Origin of the sequence: Pseudomonas sp. FP1742, assembly GCF_030687145.1 — a bacterium.
Classification (GTDB): domain Bacteria; phylum Pseudomonadota; class Gammaproteobacteria; order Pseudomonadales; family Pseudomonadaceae; genus Aquipseudomonas; species Aquipseudomonas frederiksbergensis_D.
Map to the genome: position 1 here is coordinate 5,744,261 of NZ_CP117460.1, position 19,940 is coordinate 5,764,200.

The window sequence follows — 19,940 nt, forward strand, 5'->3', positions numbered from 1 at the left end:
GGCCGTTAACGGCCCAGGAGTCCGAGATGTGGCGTTGCGTGGGTATGTTGGGATTATTGGTATTGATCACAGGGTGCCAGTCGACTCACGAAGATCTGATCGCCAAGGGTTATCCGCCAGCGTTCGCCGATGGCTTCGATGACGGTTGCAGCAGTGGTCGACAGGCCGCCGGGGCGATGACCGGTGAGTTTCGCAAAAACGTCCCACGCTACCTCAAGGACAAACAATATGCCGAAGGCTGGACCGATGGTTTTCGTCAGTGCCAGGCCATGCGCGAAAGCGAGGATCGCAACGAGTACAGGGACCGCCATTGGGACGAGCGCGAACGGGCCTGGCAGCAAGAGAAAGACCGGGACGCCGCGCGAGCCTATCGCTCGCAATAAGTCGTTTATAGACATTCGTCGAAACTTAAAGCACGCGACCATGGCCCAAACCCTATAACGGGAGAACAACATGAGTCGCGCCTTCGTCAATGAAGATAACGCCGCTGCACAAGCCGATCTGCCAGTCGAACGACAGGTCAGCGCGCAGCCCAATTACGTCACGCCAGCCGGTCTCGCTCAGCTTCAGGCGAAAGTCGCCGAGCTGCAAAGCCTGCTCGATGAGGAAAGCGCCAAAGGTGACCAGGCCGACAAACAGCGCCAGGCCGACCTCGATCGCGACTGGCGCTACTTCAAGCAGCGCCTGCAAAGCGCGCAGTTGGTCACACAGGCCTCCTCGACCGACAAAGTGCAGATCGGCAATTGGGTGACTTTTGCCGACGAGCATGACCATAAGCAGCGCGTGCAACTGGTCGGTGAAGACCAGGCGGATGCCGCCCATGGGTTGATCAATTGGAGTTCACCGCTGGGGCGGGCGTTGCTGGGTGCGCACGTGGGGGATGAAGTGCTGTGGAAACGGCCGGCGGGGGATCTGGTGATTGAGGTGCTGGCCATAGAGGTGGGGTGAATGTGATGACGCCTTCGCGAGCAAGCCCGCTCCCATAGGAATCCGTTTCAGGGCCGGATCCTGAGAACGCTCAAGATCCCCTGCGGGAGCGGGCTTGCTCGCGAAGGCCGCGCCGCGGTGCCACTGAAAACCCATAAAAAAACGGAGCCCCCGAACAAAGGCTCCGTTTTTTATTCAACCAACCTGAAATCAGGCCAGTTTCTTGTGTCGTACGCGGTGCGGCTGGGAGGCCGCTTCGCCGAGGCGTTTCTTGCGATCGGCTTCGTACTCGGTGTAGTTGCCTTCGAAGAACACCGCTTGCGAGTCGTCTTCGTACGCCAGGATGTGAGTCGCGACGCGGTCAAGGAACCACCGATCGTGGGAGATCACAATGGCGGCGCCCGGGAAGTCCAGCAAGGCTTCTTCCAGGGAACGCAGGGTTTCAACGTCGAGGTCGTTGGACGGTTCGTCGAGCAGCAGGACGTTGCCGCCCTCTTTCAGGGTCAGGGCCAGGTGCAAGCGACCGCGCTCACCACCGGACAGGTCCTTGACGAACTTCTGCTGATCGCCGCCCTTGAAGTTGAAACGACCCACGTAGGTACGCGACGGGATCTCGTAGTTGCCGATGCGAATCTGGTCGGAACCGTCGGAGATTTGCTGGAACACCGTCTTGCTGCCATCCAGGTCTTCACGGCTCTGGTCGACGCACGCCAGTTGCACGGTTTCACCGACTTCGATGCTGCCCGAATCCGGTGTTTCCTTGCCCATCAGCATGCGGAACAGAGTCGATTTACCGGCACCGTTACCACCGATCACGCCAACGATGGCGCCTTTAGGCATGGAGAACGACAGGTTGTCGATCAACACGCGATCGCCATAGCCCTTGGTGACGTTCTTGAACTCGATGACCTTGTCGCCCAGGCGTGGACCGGCCGGGATGTAGATCTCGTTGGTTTCGCTGCGCTTCTGGAATTCCTGCGATTGCATTTCTTCGAAGCGTTGCAGACGAGCCTTGGACTTGGACTGGCGGGCCTTGGCGCCTTTGCGCACCCACTCCAGTTCTTCCTTCATGGCCTTTTCATGGGCCGATTGCTGCTTGGATTCGGCCGCCAGACGATCGGACTTGGCTTCGAGCCAGCCCGAATAGTTGCCCTCGTACGGGATACCGGCGCCACGGTCGAGTTCGAGGATCCAGCCAGCGACGTTGTCCAGGAAGTAACGGTCGTGCGTGATCGCAACCACGGTGCCCGGGAAATCGTGCAGGAAGTGCTCCAGCCAGGCGACGGAATCGGCGTCCAGGTGGTTGGTCGGTTCGTCGAGCAGCAGCATGTCCGGGGCCGACAGCAGCAGGCGGCACAGGGCCACACGGCGCTTTTCACCACCGGAGAGGTGTTCGACCCGAGCGTCCCAGGCCGGCAGACGCAGCGCATCGGCGGCGACTTCCAGTTGGCGGTCCAGGTTGTGACCATCGCTGGCCTGCAGGATGGCTTCGAGTTTGGCCTGCTCGGCCGCCAGTTTGTCGAAGTCGGCATCCGGTTCGGCGTAGGCCGCGTAGACCTCGTCCAGGCGCGCCTGGGCGTCCTTGATCACGCTGACCGCTTCCTCGACCACTTCACGCACGGTCTTGGTCGGGTCCAGGATCGGTTCTTGCGGCAGGTAGCCGATGTTCAGGTCCGGCATCGGACGGGCTTCGCCGTCGAACTCGGTGTCGACGCCCGCCATGATTTTCAGCAGTGTGGATTTGCCCGAACCGTTGAGGCCGAGTACGCCGATCTTGGCGCCCGGGAAGAACGACAGCGAAATGTTTTTCAGGATTTCCCGCTTCGGCGGAACAACTTTGCCCAGCCGATGCATGGTGAAGACGTATTGAGCCATGGAGAACCTAGGGTCAGTGACTGATGAATGATTGGAGCGCAGGCGATGCCCGGCCAGGCCATGCGCGTCGTTCGTTTGATGGGTATCAAGGCGGCGCGCTGAAAAAACCTAGGAGCTGGAACGCTCCCGCGTAACCGGCAAAGCTACCTCATTGACAGAAGGCAGTCCAGCCGAGTGGGGGCTGGCACTTCGCCACAACTCAAGGCATGCTAGCCGCCCTTCGGGCGTCCGGCTTATAGTGCACGTCGCGCCAGTCCAGCCAAACCGCAGGATTACAGTTTGTCCAATGTCACTCCGCCATCGTCCGCGAGCGCGCTCAATTCTGGGCTCGGCTCACCCCTGCGCGGAACCTTGAAGGGCGCGCTGGCGACGCTGGTGCTGTTGCTGCTCGCACTGCTGTTCTGGCAGTTGCTGGATCAGCTGCGCGAAACCCAGAAAAACCAGCGCCAGTACACCATCGACTACACCGCCGATCTGGCTTCGCAAGTCAGCCTCAACATGGCGCTCAACGCCCAGATCGCTCTTAATCTGCTACCGATCATCGAACAACCGCAAAGCGCCGACGAACAGCAGGCGTTGCTGCGCAAACTGCAACAGTCGCTGCCCGACCTGCGCAGCCTGGCGCTGCTCAGTCCCTCCGGAAAAATCCTCAGCGACAGTGCCGCCAACAGCCCGGACGCCAACTACCTGAGTGACCTGGTTCAGCGCAGCCGCGCCCAGGCCCACTATTTCAGCAATACCGACGACGGCTCGGTGGTGCACCTGCTTCTGCATCAGGCCAGCGGCAGCACCCGCGGCTATTGGGCCTTGCGCCTGACGCCTACGTTTTTCTCATCACTGACCAAACAGGGCGACGCCGGCATCCGCCCCCTGTGGCTGGTGGAAAACCGCATCAATCATCAGATCATCAGCCGCGATGACGCCCTGCCCTCAGCCAAACCCACCGTGCTGACTGCCGACGAACTGAGCAACAGCGTGCTGACCGTTCCCCTGAGCAGCAGTGACTGGCAATTGCGCGGTCTGTTCGACCGGCAACGGGTGATCGAACAACTGTTGCCGGCGTTCATCGGCAAATGCCTGCTGGGCCTGGCCTTCTCATTGATACCGTTCATCGCTTTGCTGAATATCCGTCGCCGCCAACACCAGTTACATGAAGGCCGCCGCCGCTATCAGGACATTTTCGAAGGCACCGGCGTCGCCCTGTGCGTGCTCGACCTGTCCGGGCTCAAAAGTGTTTTCGACAAGGCTCGACTCGGCAGCAGCGAGCAGCTGAGGACCTGGCTCGATATACCGGAGCAACGCCAGCAGCTGTTGCAGGAACTGCGTATAACCGAGGTCAACCAGGTCGCCCTGCAACTGCTCAACGTCAATTCCTGCGATCAGGCCTGGAAACTGCTGATCGACGGCTGCCCGCTGGACTGCACGGCCATCGGCAATCAAGTGCTTGAAGCCGTGCTCCACCAGCAGAAACAGCTTGAGCTGGAAATCAAACTCCAGGATGCCAATGGCCGTGACCAACACCTGTGGCTGGTGCTGCGTCTGCCGGAAGATCAGGCCGACTATAAAGCGGTGATTCTGAGCATCAATGACATTACCAGCCGCAAACTCATCGAGCTGTCGCTGCTGGAGCGTGAGGGGTTTTGGTCCGATGTGGTGCGTACCGTGCCGGATCACTTGTATGTGCAGGACGTGATCAGCCAGCGGATGATCTTCAGCAACCATCATCTGGGGCAGACGCTGGGTTACAACCGCACCGAATTGCATCAGATGGGCGAGTATTTCTGGGAAATCCTCTTGCATCCCGAGGATGCCGACTACTACCACCGCTCGCGTCAGTCTCAGCGTCACGCCGGCTACACCCAATTGTTGCAATGCCAGTTGCGCTTCCGTCATCGCGACGGCAAATGGCGGCGTTTCGATATACGCGAACAGGCCCTGGCACGGGACAAGCACGATCAGGTCACCCGCATCATCGGCGTGGCCAAGGACATCACCGAGCAGATCGAAGCCAGCGAGTCCCTGCGCGACAGCGAGCAGCGCTACCGGATGCTCGCCGAAAGCATCAGTGATGTGATTTTCTCCACCGACAGCAAGATGGCGCTCAACTACGTCAGCCCCTCGGTCCAGGCCGTGCTGGGCTTCGATGCCGACTGGATATTCCAGAACGGCTGGCAATCGACCATCGCCAACCCGCAACAACTGAGCGGCATCTACAGCCTGATGGACCGGGTCAGCAAAGCGCTGGATAAACCCGAACAACTGGCACTGCTGCGCAGCCAGGTGCAGACCCAACTGTTTCTGTTCGACTGCCTGCGGGCCGACGGGCGCAAGATTCCCATCGAGCTGCGTCTGGTACTGGTGTGGGACGAACATGGCGCCTTCGAAGGCGTGCTCGGGGTCGGTCGCGACATCAGCCAGCAACGCCGGGCCGAGAAAGACCTGCGCATGGCGGCCACGGTATTCGAGCACTCGACCTCGGCGATTCTGATCACTGACCCGGCCGGCTACATCGTCCAGGCCAACGAGGCCTTCAGTCGCGTCAGCGGCTATGCGGTGGCCCAGGTGCTCGATCAGCTGCCGAACATGCTTACCGTCGACGAACAGCAGGAAGCCCATCTGCGCTACGTGCTCAAGCAATTGCATCAGCACAGCACATGGGAAGGCGAAGTCTGGCTCAAACGTCGCAATGGCGAGCATTACCCGGCCTGGGTCGGGATTACGGCGGTGCTTGACGACGAAGGCGATCTGGCCAGTTACGTGTGTTTCTTCAGCGACATCAGCGAGCGCAAGGCCAGTGAGCAACGGATTCACCGCCTCGCCTATTACGACGCCCTGACCCACCTGCCCAACCGCACGCTGTTCCAGGATCGCCTGCACACCGCGCTGCAATCGGCCGAACGGCAGAAGTCCTGGGTGGTGCTGATGTTCCTCGACCTGGACCGTTTCAAGCCGATCAACGACTCCCTGGGCCATGCCGCCGGCGACCGCATGCTCAAGGAAATGGCCACGCGCCTGCTCGGCTGCGTCGACGATGACGACACCGTGGCGCGCATGGGCGGCGATGAATTCACCCTGCTGCTGCAACCCCGGGTCAACCGCGAGATCGCCCTGAACCGGGCGATTCATGTAGCCGAACAGATCCTCGCCAGCCTGGTGAAACCGTTCGTACTCGAAGGCCGCGAGTTCTTCGTCACCGCCAGTATCGGCATCGCCCTGAGCCCTCAGGACGGCAGCGAACTCAGTCAGCTGATGAAGAACGCCGACACCGCGATGTACCACGCCAAGGAGCGCGGCAAGAACAACTTCCAGTTCTATCAGGCCGACATGAACGCCAGCGCCCTGGAGCGTCTGGAGCTGGAAAGCGACTTGCGCCATGCCCTGGAGCAAAACGAATTCGTGCTGTACTACCAGCCGCAATTCAGCGGCGACGGCAAACGCCTGACCGGTGCCGAAGCCCTGCTGCGCTGGCGCCACCCGCGCCGTGGCCTGGTGCCGCCGGGGGACTTCATTCCGGTGCTCGAAGAGCTCGGGCTGGTGGTGGATGTCGGCGACTGGGTGATCAGCGAAGCCTGCCGTCAACTCAAGAACTGGCACCAGGCCAAAGTGCGGGTGCCGAAGGTCTCGGTGAATATTTCTGCCCGGCAGTTCTCCGACGGGCAACTCGGCACGCGAATCGCCACCATCCTCAAGGAAACCGGGCTGCCACCGGCGTGCCTGGAGCTGGAGCTGACCGAAAGTATCCTGATGCGCGAAGTCAGCGAGGCGATGCAGATCCTGGCCGGGTTGAAAAACCTCGGCCTGAGCATTGCGGTCGACGATTTCGGCACCGGTTATTCCTCCCTCAACTACCTCAAGCAATTCCCGATCGACGTGCTGAAAATCGACCGCACCTTCGTCGATGGCCTGCCGTCGGGTGAACAGGATGCGCAAATTGCCCGGGCGATCATCGCCATGGCCCACAGCCTCAATCTGGCGGTGATCGCCGAGGGCGTGGAAACCCACGAGCAGCTCGACTTCCTGCGTGAACATGGTTGCGATGAGGTTCAGGGTTACCTGTTCGGCCGTCCGATGCCGGCCAGCCGGTTCGAAGCGCAGTTCAGCAATGATGCGTTGTTCATGTTCGACTGAGTTTCAGAGTGCTGCGGACGGCCCCATCGCGGGCAAGCCCGCTCCCACAGTTTTTTGGGTGAACCCAAGATTTTTGACCACTGAAGATCCCTGTGGGAGCGGGCTTGCCCGCGATGAGGGCCGCACGATCACCGCTGATCCCGTCATGAAGCCCACTTGTCTGCGACATGATGTCCTTTCATATGCCATCTAAAAGCGGTTGGGTTAGAATGCCTCCCTTTTCTGCCCCGATCCTTGAGGACCGCCATGTTCAGCCGTGATTTGACTATTGCCAAGTTCGACGCCGATCTTTTTGCCGCCATGGAGCAAGAAGCTCAGCGCCAGGAAGAACACATTGAGCTGATCGCTTCGGAAAACTACACCAGCCCTGCGGTGATGGAAGCTCAAGGCTCGGTACTGACCAACAAGTACGCCGAAGGCTACCCGGGCAAGCGCTACTACGGTGGTTGCGAGTTCGTCGACATCGTCGAACAACTGGCCATCGACCGCGCCAAAGAGCTGTTCGGCGCCGATTACGCCAACGTTCAGCCGCACGCCGGTTCGCAAGCCAACAGCGCCGTTTACCTGGCCCTGCTGCAAGCAGGCGACACCATCCTGGGCATGAGCCTGGCTCACGGCGGTCACCTGACCCACGGTGCCAGCGTTTCGTCCTCCGGCAAGCTGTACAACGCCGTGCAGTACGGCATCGATGCCAATGGCCTGATCGACTACGACGAAGTCGAGCGTCTGGCGGTCGAGCACAAGCCGAAAATGATCGTGGCCGGTTTCTCCGCTTACTCGCAGATCCTGGACTTCCCACGCTTCCGCGCTATCGCTGACAAGGTTGGTGCTTACCTGTTCGTCGACATGGCCCACGTGGCCGGTCTGGTCGCCGCTGGCGTCTACCCGAACCCGGTGCCGTTCGCTGACGTGGTGACCACCACCACCCACAAGACCCTGCGCGGTCCACGTGGCGGCCTGATCCTGGCTCGCGCCAACGCCGACATCGAGAAGAAGCTGAACTCCGCGGTATTCCCGGGTGCCCAGGGCGGCCCGCTGGAGCACGTGATCGCTGCCAAGGCGATCTGCTTCAAGGAAGCGCTGCAGCCTGAGTTCAAGGCCTACCAGCAACAAGTGGTGAAAAACGCCCAGGCCATGGCCGGCGTGTTCATCGAGCGCGGTTTCGACGTGGTGTCGGGCGGTACTCAGAACCACCTGTTCCTGCTGTCGCTGATCAAGCAGGAAATCTCCGGTAAAGACGCCGACGCCGCGCTGGGTAAAGCGTTCATCACCGTGAACAAGAACTCGGTACCGAACGATCCACGCTCCCCGTTCGTCACCTCCGGCCTGCGTTTCGGTACCCCGGCAGTGACCACTCGTGGCTTCAAGGAAGCCGAGTGCAAAGAGCTGGCCGGCTGGATCTGCGACATCCTGGCTGACCTGAACAACGAAGCGGTGATCGACGCCGTTCGCGAGAAGGTCAAGGCCATCTGCAAGAAACTGCCGGTGTACGGCGCTTAATTGCCCCGCTAAACCGCAGCAATGAAAAACCGGCCAGTGATGGCCGGTTTTTTTTTCGTCCGTCATAAAGATCAATGAGGGTTGGCACCACTGGTCAGACCGGTCATGCCAATATTGCCGCGCCCTCTTGTCATCCTGAAAAAATCCAGCGTAGACTGCGCCTGCACTGGACATACCGGTAAGACCACAATAATTAAGTCCTGAATCTGATGCGCCCCGCGCACGGCAGCCAGGACACCGACCAGGATTCCTCCCATGCTCAGATGGTGCTCGCGTTCAATCTTCCTTCAAGTGGTTCTCGGACTGGTGCTCGGCATCATCTGCGGGCTGACCCTTCCCGAATACTCCGCCCAACTCAAACCGCTGGGCGACGGTTTCATCAAACTGATCAAGATGCTCATTGGCCTGATCGTGTTTTGCGTGGTGGTCAGCGGCATCAGCGGTGCCGGTGATCTGAAAAAAGTCGGCCGCATCGGCCTCAAGTCGGTGATCTACTTTGAAGTGCTGACCACCATCGCGCTGGTGATTGGTCTGGTGTTCGCCTTCAGTACCGGGATCGGCAGCGGCGCGAACATCCATCTGGACCAGCTCTCCGCCGCCGACATGGGCGATATTGCCCAGCGCGGTCAGCACATGCACACCACCACTCAGTTTCTGATGGATCTGATTCCGACGTCGGTGATCGGCGCCTTCGCCGACAACAACATCCTGCAAGTCCTGCTGTTTTCGGTGCTGTTCGGCAGCGCGCTGAATCTGGTGGGCGAAGCGGCGTCGGGTATTTCCCGGCTGATCAATGAACTGAGCCATGTGATCTTCCGGATCATGGGCATGATCGTGCGACTGGCGCCGATCGGCGTGTTCGGCGCCATTGCCTTCACCACCAGCAAATATGGCCTGGATTCGCTGCAACACCTGGGCAGCCTGGTCGGCCTGTTTTACCTGACCTGCGTGGCGTTCGTGACGCTGATACTCGGCCTGGTGATGCGCCTCTCGGGCCTGAAGATGTGGCCACTGCTCAAGTACCTGCGCGAAGAACTGCTTATTGTCATGGGCACCGCTTCTTCCGACGCCGTGCTGCCACAAATCATGCGCAAGCTTGAGCATCTGGGCATCGGCAGCTCCACGGTCGGGCTGGTGATTCCGACCGGGTACTCATTCAACCTTGACGGTTTTTCGATCTACCTGACCCTGGCCATCGTGTTCATCGCCAATGCCACCGGCACGCCGCTGGCCATGACTGACCTGCTGACGATTCTGCTGGTGTCGCTGATCACCTCCAAAGGTGCCCACGGGATTCCCGGCTCGGCGCTGGTGATTCTCGCCGCCACCCTGACGGCGATCCCGGCGATTCCGGTAGTGGGCCTGGTGCTGGTGCTGGCGGTGGACTGGTTCATGGGCATCGGTCGGGCGCTGACCAACCTGATCGGCAACTGCGTCGCCACCGTGGCCATCGCCCGCTGGGAAAAGGACATCGATATTCAACGAGCGAACAAAGTGCTGTCCGGCCAGGTGGGTTATACCTTCCAGCCGAGAAAACCGGTGGCCCCGGCGCATCAGCAAGAGTTCTAAAACAATGTGTGCCTGCCCGCGGGCAGGCACACTCATCATGACCTGGAGCGAACAGTGATTACCTCGTCAACCGTCGTAAATTCAGTGGTAGAAAAACTTCGGGCCGCGCTGGCCCGTGGTCAGTGGCGCTCCGGCGAAATGCTGCCGGGCCAGCGTGAACTGGCCGAACAACTGGGCATCAGCCGCCCAAGCCTGCGCGAAGCCGTCATCGTGCTGGAAACCCTTGGGCTGGTGCGTTCCATGCCGGGCAAAGGCGTGGTGGTGCTGGAGGCCAATCTCAGCGACAGCCAAAGCCACGACAGCGCGGTCGCCGGGGCCAGTCTGGAAGATGTACTGCAACTGCGCTACACCCTCGAACCGTTCATCGTCGGCCTGGTGGCGCAGTCCATCAGCAGCAAGGAAGTCGGGCAACTGCGCCTGACCCTGATGGACATGCGCGAAGCCCTGGAAGCCAATGACAGCGAGGCCGGTGTGAACGCCTACATCGCGTTCCACGAAGAGTTGTTCACCCTGACCTCGAACCCGATTTTCCAGAGCGTGGTGCAGCAGACCAGCAATGCCCTCAAGCAAAGCGCCGACGTGCTGCGCAATTCTCCGGAGCACTTGGCTGAGCGCCTTGAAGAAAGCGAAGCCATGGTACGAGCGATCCGCAGCAAAAACAGCGCCCAGGCCAGTGCCGAAATGCGTCGGCACATCCTTCGGGAAGGCCAACGGATGGGCATCGAATTGAACATCCCGGACGACCACCTCGGCAGTTGACCCCCTCTTCGAATTGGAGACAGGCCATGAACAGCTTCGCCTCACTACAAACACTGACTGCCCTACCTTTTCGCCCTCCGGTAGATGATCTCTACGCACGGGTCTTCGATGCCATTCTCGAGCAGCGAATCGATGCGACCAGTCGCTTTACCGAAGAAAGCCTGGCGCAGATGTTCGGTGTTCGACGCAGTGACATTCGTGGCGTGCTGACGCAGCTGTCCCATCAGCAGATCATCATCCTGCGGACCAATCATCGTCCCCGGGTCGCCGCACCGGATGCCGAACAGACCCGTCAGACCCTTCATGCCCGACGCCTGACCGAAATCACCCTGGTGAAACTGGCCTGCCAGAAGCCTCGTGCACAAGATTTGAAACGCCTGCGGGCCTTGATCGACAGTGAGCGCCAATGTAAGGAGCGCGGCCCATCGATTCGGTTATCGGGGGAGTTTCACTTGCAGCTAGCCGAGATGGCGGGAAATGCACCGCTGGCGCATTTCCTTGGCAGCCTGGTGCCGCTGACTTCACTGGCGATTGCGCGATCCGGCGAGAGAACGCGCAACTGTTGCGTGTGGCAGGAACATCTGGCCATTGTCGATGCGGTTGAGCGCGGGGATGCGGCGACGGCGGTCATGTTGATGAGCCGGCACTCGGATCATCTTGAGCAAACATTGCTGAACTCTGGTTATGTCACCAGCCTGGACTGTCGTGTTGCCGGTTAAATGGCTATCGCGGGCAAGCCCGCTCCCACAGGTTTAGCGTTGACTTTGTGGGAGCGGGCTTGCCCGCGATGGCGTCAACACTGACGCTACAGATGTTTCAAGCTGCCGCAACCCGCGCAAACCCCTCGCGAATCTTCTCTTGCGGCAAATCGTCGGCAATGAACACGATGACGCTTTCCCGCGTCTCGTCGTCCGCCCACTCCGTATCCCAGTCGAATCCGTACAACTTCAAGACACCCTGAAACACCATGCGCCGCGGTTCGCCGAGAATGTTCAAAACGCCTTTATAGCGCAGCAATTGCTTGCCATGGTCTTCCAGTAGTTCGTTCATGAACTCACTGAGTTTGTCGATATCCAGCGGCTTGTCGGTGCGCAGCACCAGACTGGAAATGCGGTCGATGGAGGGAGCCTTGCTCACCGGGCGCAAACTCACGCCGCCACCGAGGTCGGCATTGAGGTTGAAGCCACGCACGTCGAGCAGTTCAGCCAGGTCGATCTTGCCATGGTCGACCACGCGTATCGGCGCGCGGCGGTTGATGCGGGTCAGGCGCTCGCTGAGGGCGGTGAAGGTCGGCTCATCCACCAGATCGCATTTGCTCACCAGCAATCGGTCGGCGAAGCCGATCTGCGCCTGGGCGATGGTCTGGGTCAGGTGCAGCTCGGCGTGGGCCGCGTCCACCAGAGTGATGATGCCGTCGAGGATATAGCGCTCGCGCAACTCTTCGTCGATGAAGAAGGTTTGCGCTACCGGTGCCGGATCGGCCAGACCGGTGCATTCGATCACCAGACGGTCGAAGGCGATTTCGCCGCTGTCCAGGCGCTCCAGCAACAGGTACAACGCCTTGGTCAGGTCAGTGTGGATGGTGCAGCAGACGCAGCCGTTGGACAGCGTCATCACTTGCACCGGCTCGTCGCCCAACAGCTGGGTGTCGATGCCGGCGTCACTGAATTCATTTTCGATCACGGCGATTTTCAGGCCATGCTCGGCTTTGAGCAGGTGGCGCAACAACGTGGTCTTGCCGGCGCCTAGAAAGCCGCTGAGGATTGTTACTGGAATGGGAGAGGACAAACGGGTTCTCCTGTTTCACAACGTTAAAAAACAACACAAAACTAATGTGGGAGCGGGCTTGCTCGCGAAGAGGTCGTGTCAGTCGACATTAATGTTGAATGGCACACCGCTTTCGCGGGCAGGCCCGCTCCCACAGGGATTGCATCAACCCGGCTGTCGGATCAACAGCACTTCGGTCCACCCTTGCCACCGTAACGAGCCTCTTGGCGTTCCCGAAAGAACGCCTCGTAGCTCATCACCGGTTTATCCGGGTGTTTGGTGTGCATATGCTCGACGTAGTTGTCGTAGTCGGGCATGCCGACCATCAGGCGCGCGGCCTGACCGAGGTATTTACCGAGGCGACTCAGGTCATTGAACATGGTGCAATCCTCAGGTTACGCATCCGGCTGAGCCTGGAACGGCGACTCTTTATCCGTGCGTTCTTTGGTGCCCCAGGCGGCGATACCGACCTTGAGCGCATAGAACAGGATGCTGAACACCACGAACAGGAACAGCGCGGTCAGCGTTGCGTTGGTGTAGGCGTTGTAGATTACATGCTGCATCTGCTCGATGCTCTTGGCCGGCGCGAGGATCTGACCACCGGCCAGGGCATCGCTGTACTTCTTGGCCAGCGACAGGAAGCCGATCGCCGGGTTGGCGTCGAACAGCTTGATGAAGCCTGCGGTGGTGGTGCAGATCAGCAACCAAACGGCGGGCAGCATGGTGACCCAGATGTAGCGCTGGCGCTTCATTTTGATCAGCACAACGGTCGCCAGCATCAGCGCGATTCCGGCCAGCATCTGGTTGGAGATACCGAACAGCGGCCACAAGGTGTTGATCCCGCCCAATGGGTCGATCACGCCCTGGTACAGCAAATAGCCCCACATCGCCACGCAACCGGCGGTGGCGATCAGGTTGGCGGTCCAGGACTCGGTGCGTCTCAGCGCCGGTACGAAGGAGCCGAGCAAATCCTGCAGCATGAAACGCCCGGCACGGGTACCGGCGTCGACCGCGGTCAGGATGAACAGTGCTTCGAACAGGATCGCGAAGTGGTACCAGAACGCCATGGTGTTTTCGCCCGGCAGCACACTGTGCAGGATCTGCGCGATACCGACCGCCAGGGTCGGTGCGCCACCGGCACGGGCCAGGACAGTGGTTTCACCGATGTCCTTGGCCACCGCTTGCAACGCTTCCGGCGTGATGGCAAAGCCCCAGTTGCTGACCGCTGTCGCTACCGCCACCACGTCACCGCCGACGACCGCCGCCGGGCTGTTCATGGCGAAGTACACGCCAGGCTCGATCACCGAAGCGGCCACCATCGCCATGATTGCCACGAAGGATTCCATCAACATGCCGCCGTAACCGATGTAACGGGCGTTAACCTCGTTATCCAGCAGCTTCGGTGTAGTGCCGGAAGCAATCAGCGCATGGAAACCCGAGACCGCGCCACAGGCAATGGTGATGAACAGGAACGGAAACAACCCGCCCTTCCACACCGGCCCGGTGCCGTCAATGAACTGGGTCAATGCCGGCATTTTCAGCACGGGCATGGTGATCAGAATACCGATCGCCAGGGCGACGATGGTGCCGATCTTGAGGAAGGTGGACAGGTAATCGCGAGGCGCCAGGATCAGCCACACCGGCAACACCGCCGCCACGAAACCGTAGCCGATCAGCATCCAGGTGATCTGGACCCCGGTAAAACTGAACGCCTTGGCCCACACCGGGTCAGCGGCAATCTGCCCGCCCAGCCAGATCGAACCCAGCAGCAACGCCACGCCGATCACCGAGATTTCACCGATGCGGCCCGGGCGGATGTAGCGCATGTAGACGCCCATGAACATCGCGATCGGGATGGTCGCCATCACGGTAAAGATGCCCCACGGGCTTTCGGCCAGGGCCTTGACCACGATCAGCGCCAGCACCGCGAGGATGATGATCATGATCAGGAAGCAGCCGAACAGCGCGATGGTCCCGGGGATGCGGCCCATTTCTTCACGCACCATGTCGCCCAGGGAGCGACCGTTGCGGCGGGTGGACATGAACAGGACCATGAAGTCCTGAACCGCACCGGCCAGCACCACGCCGGCAATCAGCCACAGCGTGCCGGGCAAGTAGCCCATCTGCGCCGCCAAGACCGGACCGACCAGCGGCCCCGCGCCGGCGATGGCCGCGAAGTGGTGACCGAAAAGAATATGTTTGTTGGTCGGCACATAGTCCAGACCATCATTGTTGAGCACAGCGGGGGTAGCCCGACGCGAGTCGAGTTGCATCACATTGTTAGCAATGAACAGGCTGTAATAACGATACGCAACCAGATAAATGGCCACGGCGGCGACCACGATCCACAAGGCGTTGATCGCCTCGCCTCGGCGCAATGCCACTACGCCCAGGGCACACGCACCTACGACTGCCAGCAGCAGCCAGGGTAAGTGGCGTAGCGGGCTATTATTATTTTTCATTTTATGATTCCAGCCAGAGTGGACAAGAAAAGACATCCATTCGAGTTTAGCGCTACTGGCCTCAAAGGCCACCCCCTAACATTGGTCTGGATAAGGTCTTGCACGGCGGTCATGGCAGCGGATGCCAAGCCCGGTCTATAGTCAGTGCACCAAGCAGAGAGGTCAGGCCATGAGCGAACAGCATTCCGACCGCCGCCGTTTCAAGCGCATTACCTTCAATGCGCAGACAGAACTGAGCCAAAATGGGCAACGTTGGCCAGTGCAATTGCTTGACCTGTCGCTCAAGGGCATGCTGATCCAGCGTCCCGAGCCCTGGTTGGGCGATGCCAGCCAGCCTTTCTCAGCCGATATCCATTTGAACCCCGAGACCGAGATCAGAATGGATGTGCTGTTGGCCCACAATGATTATGGCCAGCTGGGTTTTGTCTGCCAGCATATCGGGCTGGACTCGATCGAACACCTGAGACGGTTGATCGAACTGAACCTCGGTGATCCCGAGGAACTGGAGCGGGAATTGGGGGCGTTGATCGATACCTGACGACCCGGCACCATTCCAATGAGGGAGCGGGCTTGCTCGCGAAGGCGGCTCAACATTCAATATCAATGCTGATTGTCAGACCGCTTTCGCGAGCAAGCCCGCTCCCACAGGGAATGTGCAAGCATTGAAAACTACTCAAACAGTGCGTCGAGGGCCTGTTCAAGACGCGTCACGGCAATAATCTGCAACCCTGGCGGTGCCTCTTTCGGTGCGTTGCCCTTGGGTACGATGGCGCGTTTGAAGCCGTGTTTGGCGGCTTCTTTCAAGCGTTCCTGGCCACTCGGTACCGGGCGCACTTCACCCGACAACCCGACTTCACCAAACACCAGCAGATCGTGCGGCAGCGGCCGATTGCGCAAACTGGACATGACCGCCGCCATCAAGGCCAGGTCGGACGCTGTTTCCAGCACCTTCACTCCGCCAACTACGTTGAGGAACACATCCTGATCGTGGGTCGGGATACCGCCGTGGCGGTGCAGAACCGCCAACAACATGGCCAGGCGATTCTGATCCAGACCGAGCGTCACCCGGCGCGGGTTGGCCAGATGACTGTCATCCACCAACGCCTGGACTTCCACCAGCATCGGCCGGGTGCCTTCCCATGTGGCCATGACCACGCTGCCCGGGACTTCTTCCTGAGCGCGGGTGAGGAAAATCGCCGAGGGGTTGGAGACTTCTTTCAGGCCCTTGTCGGTCATGCCGAACACACCCAACTCATTCACCGCGCCGAAACGATTTTTCACCGCCCGCAGAAGGCGCAGGCGTCCATCGGACTCACCTTCGAAATACAGAACGGTGTCGACCATGTGTTCCAGCACTCGAGGGCCGGCCAACGCGCCCTCTTTGGTGACATGGCCCACGAGAAAAATCGCCGTGCCACTTTGCTTGGCATAGCGCACCAGCAATGCCGCGCTTTCGCGTACCTGGGAAACGCCCCCCGGCGCCGATTGCAGTTGCTCGGTGAAGATCGTCTGAATCGAGTCGATCACCATCACCTTGGGTTTTTCCTGCCGGGCGGTGGCGATGATGGTTTCGATGCAGGTTTCGGTCATCACCCGCAGTTGATCCTGCGGCAAGCCCAGGCGCCGGGCACGCATGGCCACTTGTTGCTGGGATTCTTCGCCAGTGACATACAGCGCCGGCATGCTCTTGGCGAGGTTGCACAAGGTTTGCAACAGAATGGTCGACTTGCCGATGCCGGGATCCCCCCCGATCAACACCACCGAGCCATCCACCAGGCCGCCGCCCAGCACGCGATCCAGCTCGCCGGACGCCGTGGAGAAACGTGGAATCTCTTCGACACTGACTTCGGCCAGGGTCTTGATCTGCGCCTGCTGGCCGGTCCAACCGGTGCGACCGCTGGGGGCCGCGGCGCCGCCACTCTCCACCATGGTTTCGGTCAGCGTGTTCCAGGCCCCGCATTCGCCGCACTGGCCGGCCCACTTGGGGAAGGTTGAGCCACACTCGGTGCAGCCGTACATGCGCTTGGCCTTGGCCATCTGAACTCCCGGCAAAAACCGCGATGATAGCTCAGCTGACGCGGATCAGCGCGGCACCGCCGTACGGATTTCACCGCTGGCCAGACGCGCGGCACTGTTACCCAGCGGATCTTCGGCATTCATGTCCGCCCCCTTGGCCTTGAGTGCGTCAAGCAACTCGACGCGCTTGAACAACCCGGCATACATTGCGGCAGTCTGCCCCGCGCCGTTGCGTTGGTCGGGGCTGCAATTGGCAGCCAGCAGGGTTCGGGCGATCTGCACTTCGCCCTTGAAAATCGCGCCCATCAATGCCGTGTTGCCGCGTTGATCCTGAGCGCAGGCGTCCGCACCGGCAGCGAGCAAACGCTCCACGGCGGCTCCCTGACCGTGATAAGCGGCCAGAATCAGCGCGGTGTAACCCTTGCTGTCCCGGGTGTCGAGGGAATAACCGGCCTCGATGAAAGTTTCGAGCATGGGCACATCACCGCGTCGGGCGGCATCGAAATAGTAATCCTGTAGTTGGGCTTTCAGCGCTTCGGGGTCCTTCGAGACTTGCTCGTCAGGCCCGGCGAGCACGCCGAATGACACACACGCCAGAAACAGAGACAGATAAAAACGCATGGCGGAGCTCCTTGATCAGACGGGACCTCGTACGAGGTCCCGCTTCAGGCAGATGGATCAGTCGACCAGTTTGGCCGCCAGAGCCTTGACCCGAGTCAGATCCCCCTTGGCCACCTTGGTCACCCCGGTCCCGTATTCCGGGTCGGCTTTATAAAGGAAGGACAGGATGATGTGCTTGCTCTCATCATCGGTGGTGGCCAGCGAGCCGCCAAAGCTGTCGATCAGATCCTGACGCTCCTTCTGGTTGAACGAACGGTACAGATCGCCAGCCTGCTTGAAGTTCTGCTCACGTTGAATCTTCGCCTGCTGCGTGCTGCCCGCCAGGGTCGACTGGCTGTAACGCGCGGTTTGCGGCTCCTCGCGGGGCAGCAGACGGCTCGGCTGGTAATTCACGCCCGTGCTGCTGGCGCCGATGTTCATTGCACCATCCTGATTACCGTTGTTCACGGCGACTTTCGGTGCGTTGATCGGCAACTGCAGTGCGTTGGCTCCCAGGCGATACAGTTGGGTATCGGCATACGAAAACACTCGCCCTTGTAATAAGCGATCTTCCGAAGGTTCGATGCCAGGAACCAAGTTGGCCGGAGCCATCGCCACCTGTTCGGTTTCCTGGAATACATTTGCCGGGTTACGGTTCAACACCATTTGTCCAACTTTTCGTTCAGGTATGCCGGGCCAGATCTTGGTCGCGTCCAATGGATCGAAATCAAACTTGGACAAGTCTTGAGGATTTAGCACCTGAACGTACAAGTCCCACTTCGGGAAATCCCCCTTGTTAATATGGGCGACCAAGTCATTAGTCATATGACTGTAGTCTTTACCCTGAACACTGGTAACTTCCTCGGGATCGAGATTTTTTATCCCCTGCAAACTTTTCCAGTGAAACTTTACATAGTGAACATCGCCTTTGGCATTAACCAACTTGTAGGCATGTACACCATTGCCGTCCATCTCCCGATAACTGGCCGGGGTGCCGGAGTTGGAATACAACTCGGTCAAGGTGCGTGTGGCTTCCGGAACATGAGAGAAGAAATCGAAACGACGGGAGTCATCGTCAAGATTGGTGCGTGGGTCCGGCTTGAACGCATGGACCATGTCCGGAAACTTGATGGCATCCCGGATGAAAAAGGTCGGGAAATTGTTGCCGACCAGGTCCCAGTTACCGTCTGCGGTATAGAACTTGGTGGCGAACCCCCGCGGGTCACGCAGGGTTTCCGGCGAATGGTTGCCATGGACCACCGCGGAGAAACGCACAAACACCGGCGTGCTCTGGCCACCGGCGAATACCTTGGCCTTGGTCAGGTCACTGAGATCGTCGGTCACGGTGAACGTGCCATGGGCGCCAGTACCACGGGCGTGCACCACACGTTCGGGAATGCGTTCACGGTCGAAACGCTGGAGTTTCTGAATCAGCTGTACGTCTTGCAACAGCACCGGCCCGGTCGCACCGGCGGTCTGCGAGTTCTGGTTGTCGCCGACGGCGGCACCGTTATCACGAGTCAAGGTCGCCGCGTTGACGGAGAAGGACAGCAGGCTGGCGGTCAGAACGCCAAACGTACGACGGAGGGGAAAAGCCCCGAGGCCAAGGGGAGTTGTCATGGAAGTTTCCTCTGATTTTATAAAGCGCATCCAGGTGCGCTCCACAGAGGCTAGTGACCCAAAGGCCAAAACATAAATAGAAATCCCACACCGGGGCGATAGAGAAAAAGGTCTGGAAAGCCCGGTCTAGAGCGGGTACCGCGCGCGACTGGTGGCACATTGCAAACTAATTGCCGGAAAATGTGTCAATACGCCCGAGCATTGTAAGACGGTGTTACGAGCGGGAGCCGTTTGGCTGATTTACACTGCGTTCACCAACCTCATCTGTAACAAGGAAATAACCTATGGGCGTGATAAGTGAGTTCAAGGCCTTCGCGGTCAAAGGTAATGTGGTCGACATGGCGGTGGGTATTATCATCGGCGCTGCCTTCGGCAAAATCGTTACGTCATTTGTCGGCGACGTGGTGATGCCACCCATCGGACTGCTGATCGGTGGGGTGGACTTCAGTGACCTGGCCATTACGCTCAAGGCTGCCAACGGTGATGTCCCGGCGGTGATGCTGGCCTACGGCAAGTTCATCCAGAGCATGATCGACTTCATCATTGTCGCCTTCGCGATCTTCATGGGCGTCAAGGCCATCAACCGCCTGAAGCGCGAAGAGGCCGTTGCGCCAACCCTGCCGCCGGTTCCGACCAGAGAAGAAGAGCTGCTGAGCGAGATCCGCGATCTGCTCAAGGCTCAGAACAATCAGCCCTGATAGTTGATTACCCACAAAC

General features: G+C 59.8%; 16 protein-coding genes. 9 read left to right on the plus strand and 7 right to left on the minus strand.

All coding sequences use genetic code 11. The features are described from left to right. The first annotated feature begins 26 nt into the window (after positions 1-26). Both PSH64_RS26030 and PSH64_RS26035 read left to right on the plus strand, forming a co-directional pair. Positions 27-383 carry a hypothetical protein gene (locus PSH64_RS26030; protein WP_105343750.1) on the plus strand — a complete coding sequence of 119 codons (357 nt, stop codon included), beginning with the start codon at positions 27-29 and terminating at the stop codon, positions 381-383. Between the two features lie 70 nt (positions 384-453). Beyond that, positions 454-948: a GreA/GreB family elongation factor gene (locus tag PSH64_RS26035; protein WP_105343748.1), complete on the plus strand. Its 495-nt coding sequence runs from the start codon at positions 454-456 to the stop codon at positions 946-948. 189 nt (positions 949-1,137) lie between these two features. On the opposite strand, the gene ettA is transcribed toward PSH64_RS26035, so the two are convergent. Further along, complete coding sequence (gene ettA / locus PSH64_RS26040) at positions 1,138-2,802, minus strand: energy-dependent translational throttle protein EttA (protein WP_105343746.1); 1,665 nt, start codon at positions 2,800-2,802, stop codon at positions 1,138-1,140. 279 nt (positions 2,803-3,081) lie between these two features. Between ettA and PSH64_RS26045 the strand changes: the two genes are divergently transcribed. The 5 genes from PSH64_RS26045 to PSH64_RS26065 all read left to right on the plus strand — a co-directional run bounded on the left by PSH64_RS26045 (position 3,082) and on the right by PSH64_RS26065 (position 11,477). Further along, on the plus strand, positions 3,082-6,930 hold the full coding sequence (locus PSH64_RS26045) for an EAL domain-containing protein (RefSeq protein ID WP_105343744.1): 3,849 nt from the start codon (positions 3,082-3,084) through the stop codon (positions 6,928-6,930). Positions 6,931-7,176: 246 nt separating this feature from the next. Next, a complete protein-coding gene (gene glyA, locus PSH64_RS26050) occupies positions 7,177-8,430 on the plus strand; it encodes a serine hydroxymethyltransferase (protein ID WP_105343742.1) in 1,254 nt (417 codons plus the stop codon). Between the two features lie 255 nt (positions 8,431-8,685). Further along, on the plus strand, positions 8,686-9,999 hold the full coding sequence (locus tag PSH64_RS26055) for a C4-dicarboxylate transporter DctA (protein ID WP_105343740.1): 1,314 nt from the start codon (positions 8,686-8,688) through the stop codon (positions 9,997-9,999). Positions 10,000-10,053: 54 nt separating this feature from the next. Further along, the gene (locus tag PSH64_RS26060) at positions 10,054-10,758 is read left to right on the plus strand and encodes a FadR/GntR family transcriptional regulator (RefSeq protein ID WP_105343738.1); all 705 of its coding nucleotides are present in this window, start codon (positions 10,054-10,056) and stop codon (positions 10,756-10,758) included. 26 nt (positions 10,759-10,784) lie between these two features. Next, a complete protein-coding gene (locus PSH64_RS26065; RefSeq protein WP_305479139.1) occupies positions 10,785-11,477 on the plus strand; it encodes a GntR family transcriptional regulator in 693 nt (230 codons plus the stop codon). Between the two features lie 97 nt (positions 11,478-11,574). On the opposite strand, the gene yjiA is transcribed toward PSH64_RS26065, so the two are convergent. The 3 genes from yjiA to PSH64_RS26080 form a co-directional block, all read right to left on the minus strand. Beyond that, positions 11,575-12,546 carry a GTPase gene (yjiA, locus tag PSH64_RS26070; protein ID WP_105343734.1) on the minus strand — a complete coding sequence of 324 codons (972 nt, stop codon included), beginning with the start codon at positions 12,544-12,546 and terminating at the stop codon, positions 11,575-11,577. Between the two features lie 161 nt (positions 12,547-12,707). Next, positions 12,708-12,905: a YbdD/YjiX family protein gene (locus PSH64_RS26075; protein WP_305479140.1), complete on the minus strand. Its 198-nt coding sequence runs from the start codon at positions 12,903-12,905 to the stop codon at positions 12,708-12,710. A 15-nt stretch (positions 12,906-12,920) separates the two neighbouring features. Continuing rightward, entirely contained in the window at positions 12,921-14,987 is a 2,067-nt protein-coding gene (locus PSH64_RS26080) for a carbon starvation CstA family protein (RefSeq protein ID WP_105343730.1), read from the minus strand. 169 nt (positions 14,988-15,156) lie between these two features. Between PSH64_RS26080 and PSH64_RS26085 the strand changes: the two genes are divergently transcribed. Continuing rightward, positions 15,157-15,525 carry a PilZ domain-containing protein gene (locus tag PSH64_RS26085; RefSeq protein WP_305479141.1) on the plus strand — a complete coding sequence of 123 codons (369 nt, stop codon included), beginning with the start codon at positions 15,157-15,159 and terminating at the stop codon, positions 15,523-15,525. A gap of 131 nt (positions 15,526-15,656) precedes the next feature. Here PSH64_RS26085 and radA read toward each other — a convergent pair whose 3' ends face one another. Genes radA through katB form a run of 3 tightly spaced genes read right to left on the minus strand, consistent with a single transcriptional unit; the run spans position 15,657 to position 19,223 of the window. After that, entirely contained in the window at positions 15,657-17,024 is a 1,368-nt protein-coding gene (radA, locus tag PSH64_RS26090) for a DNA repair protein RadA (protein WP_105343727.1), read from the minus strand. Between the two features lie 45 nt (positions 17,025-17,069). Beyond that, positions 17,070-17,624, minus strand: coding sequence for an ankyrin repeat domain-containing protein (locus PSH64_RS26095; RefSeq protein WP_105343725.1), 555 nt, complete (start codon positions 17,622-17,624; stop codon positions 17,070-17,072). 57 nt (positions 17,625-17,681) lie between these two features. Beyond that, positions 17,682-19,223 carry a catalase KatB gene (katB, locus tag PSH64_RS26100; RefSeq protein ID WP_105343724.1) on the minus strand — a complete coding sequence of 514 codons (1,542 nt, stop codon included), beginning with the start codon at positions 19,221-19,223 and terminating at the stop codon, positions 17,682-17,684. A gap of 284 nt (positions 19,224-19,507) precedes the next feature. Between katB and mscL the strand changes: the two genes are divergently transcribed. After that, a complete protein-coding gene (gene mscL / locus PSH64_RS26105) occupies positions 19,508-19,921 on the plus strand; it encodes a large-conductance mechanosensitive channel protein MscL (protein WP_105343722.1) in 414 nt (137 codons plus the stop codon). Positions 19,922-19,940: the final 19 nt, after the last annotated feature.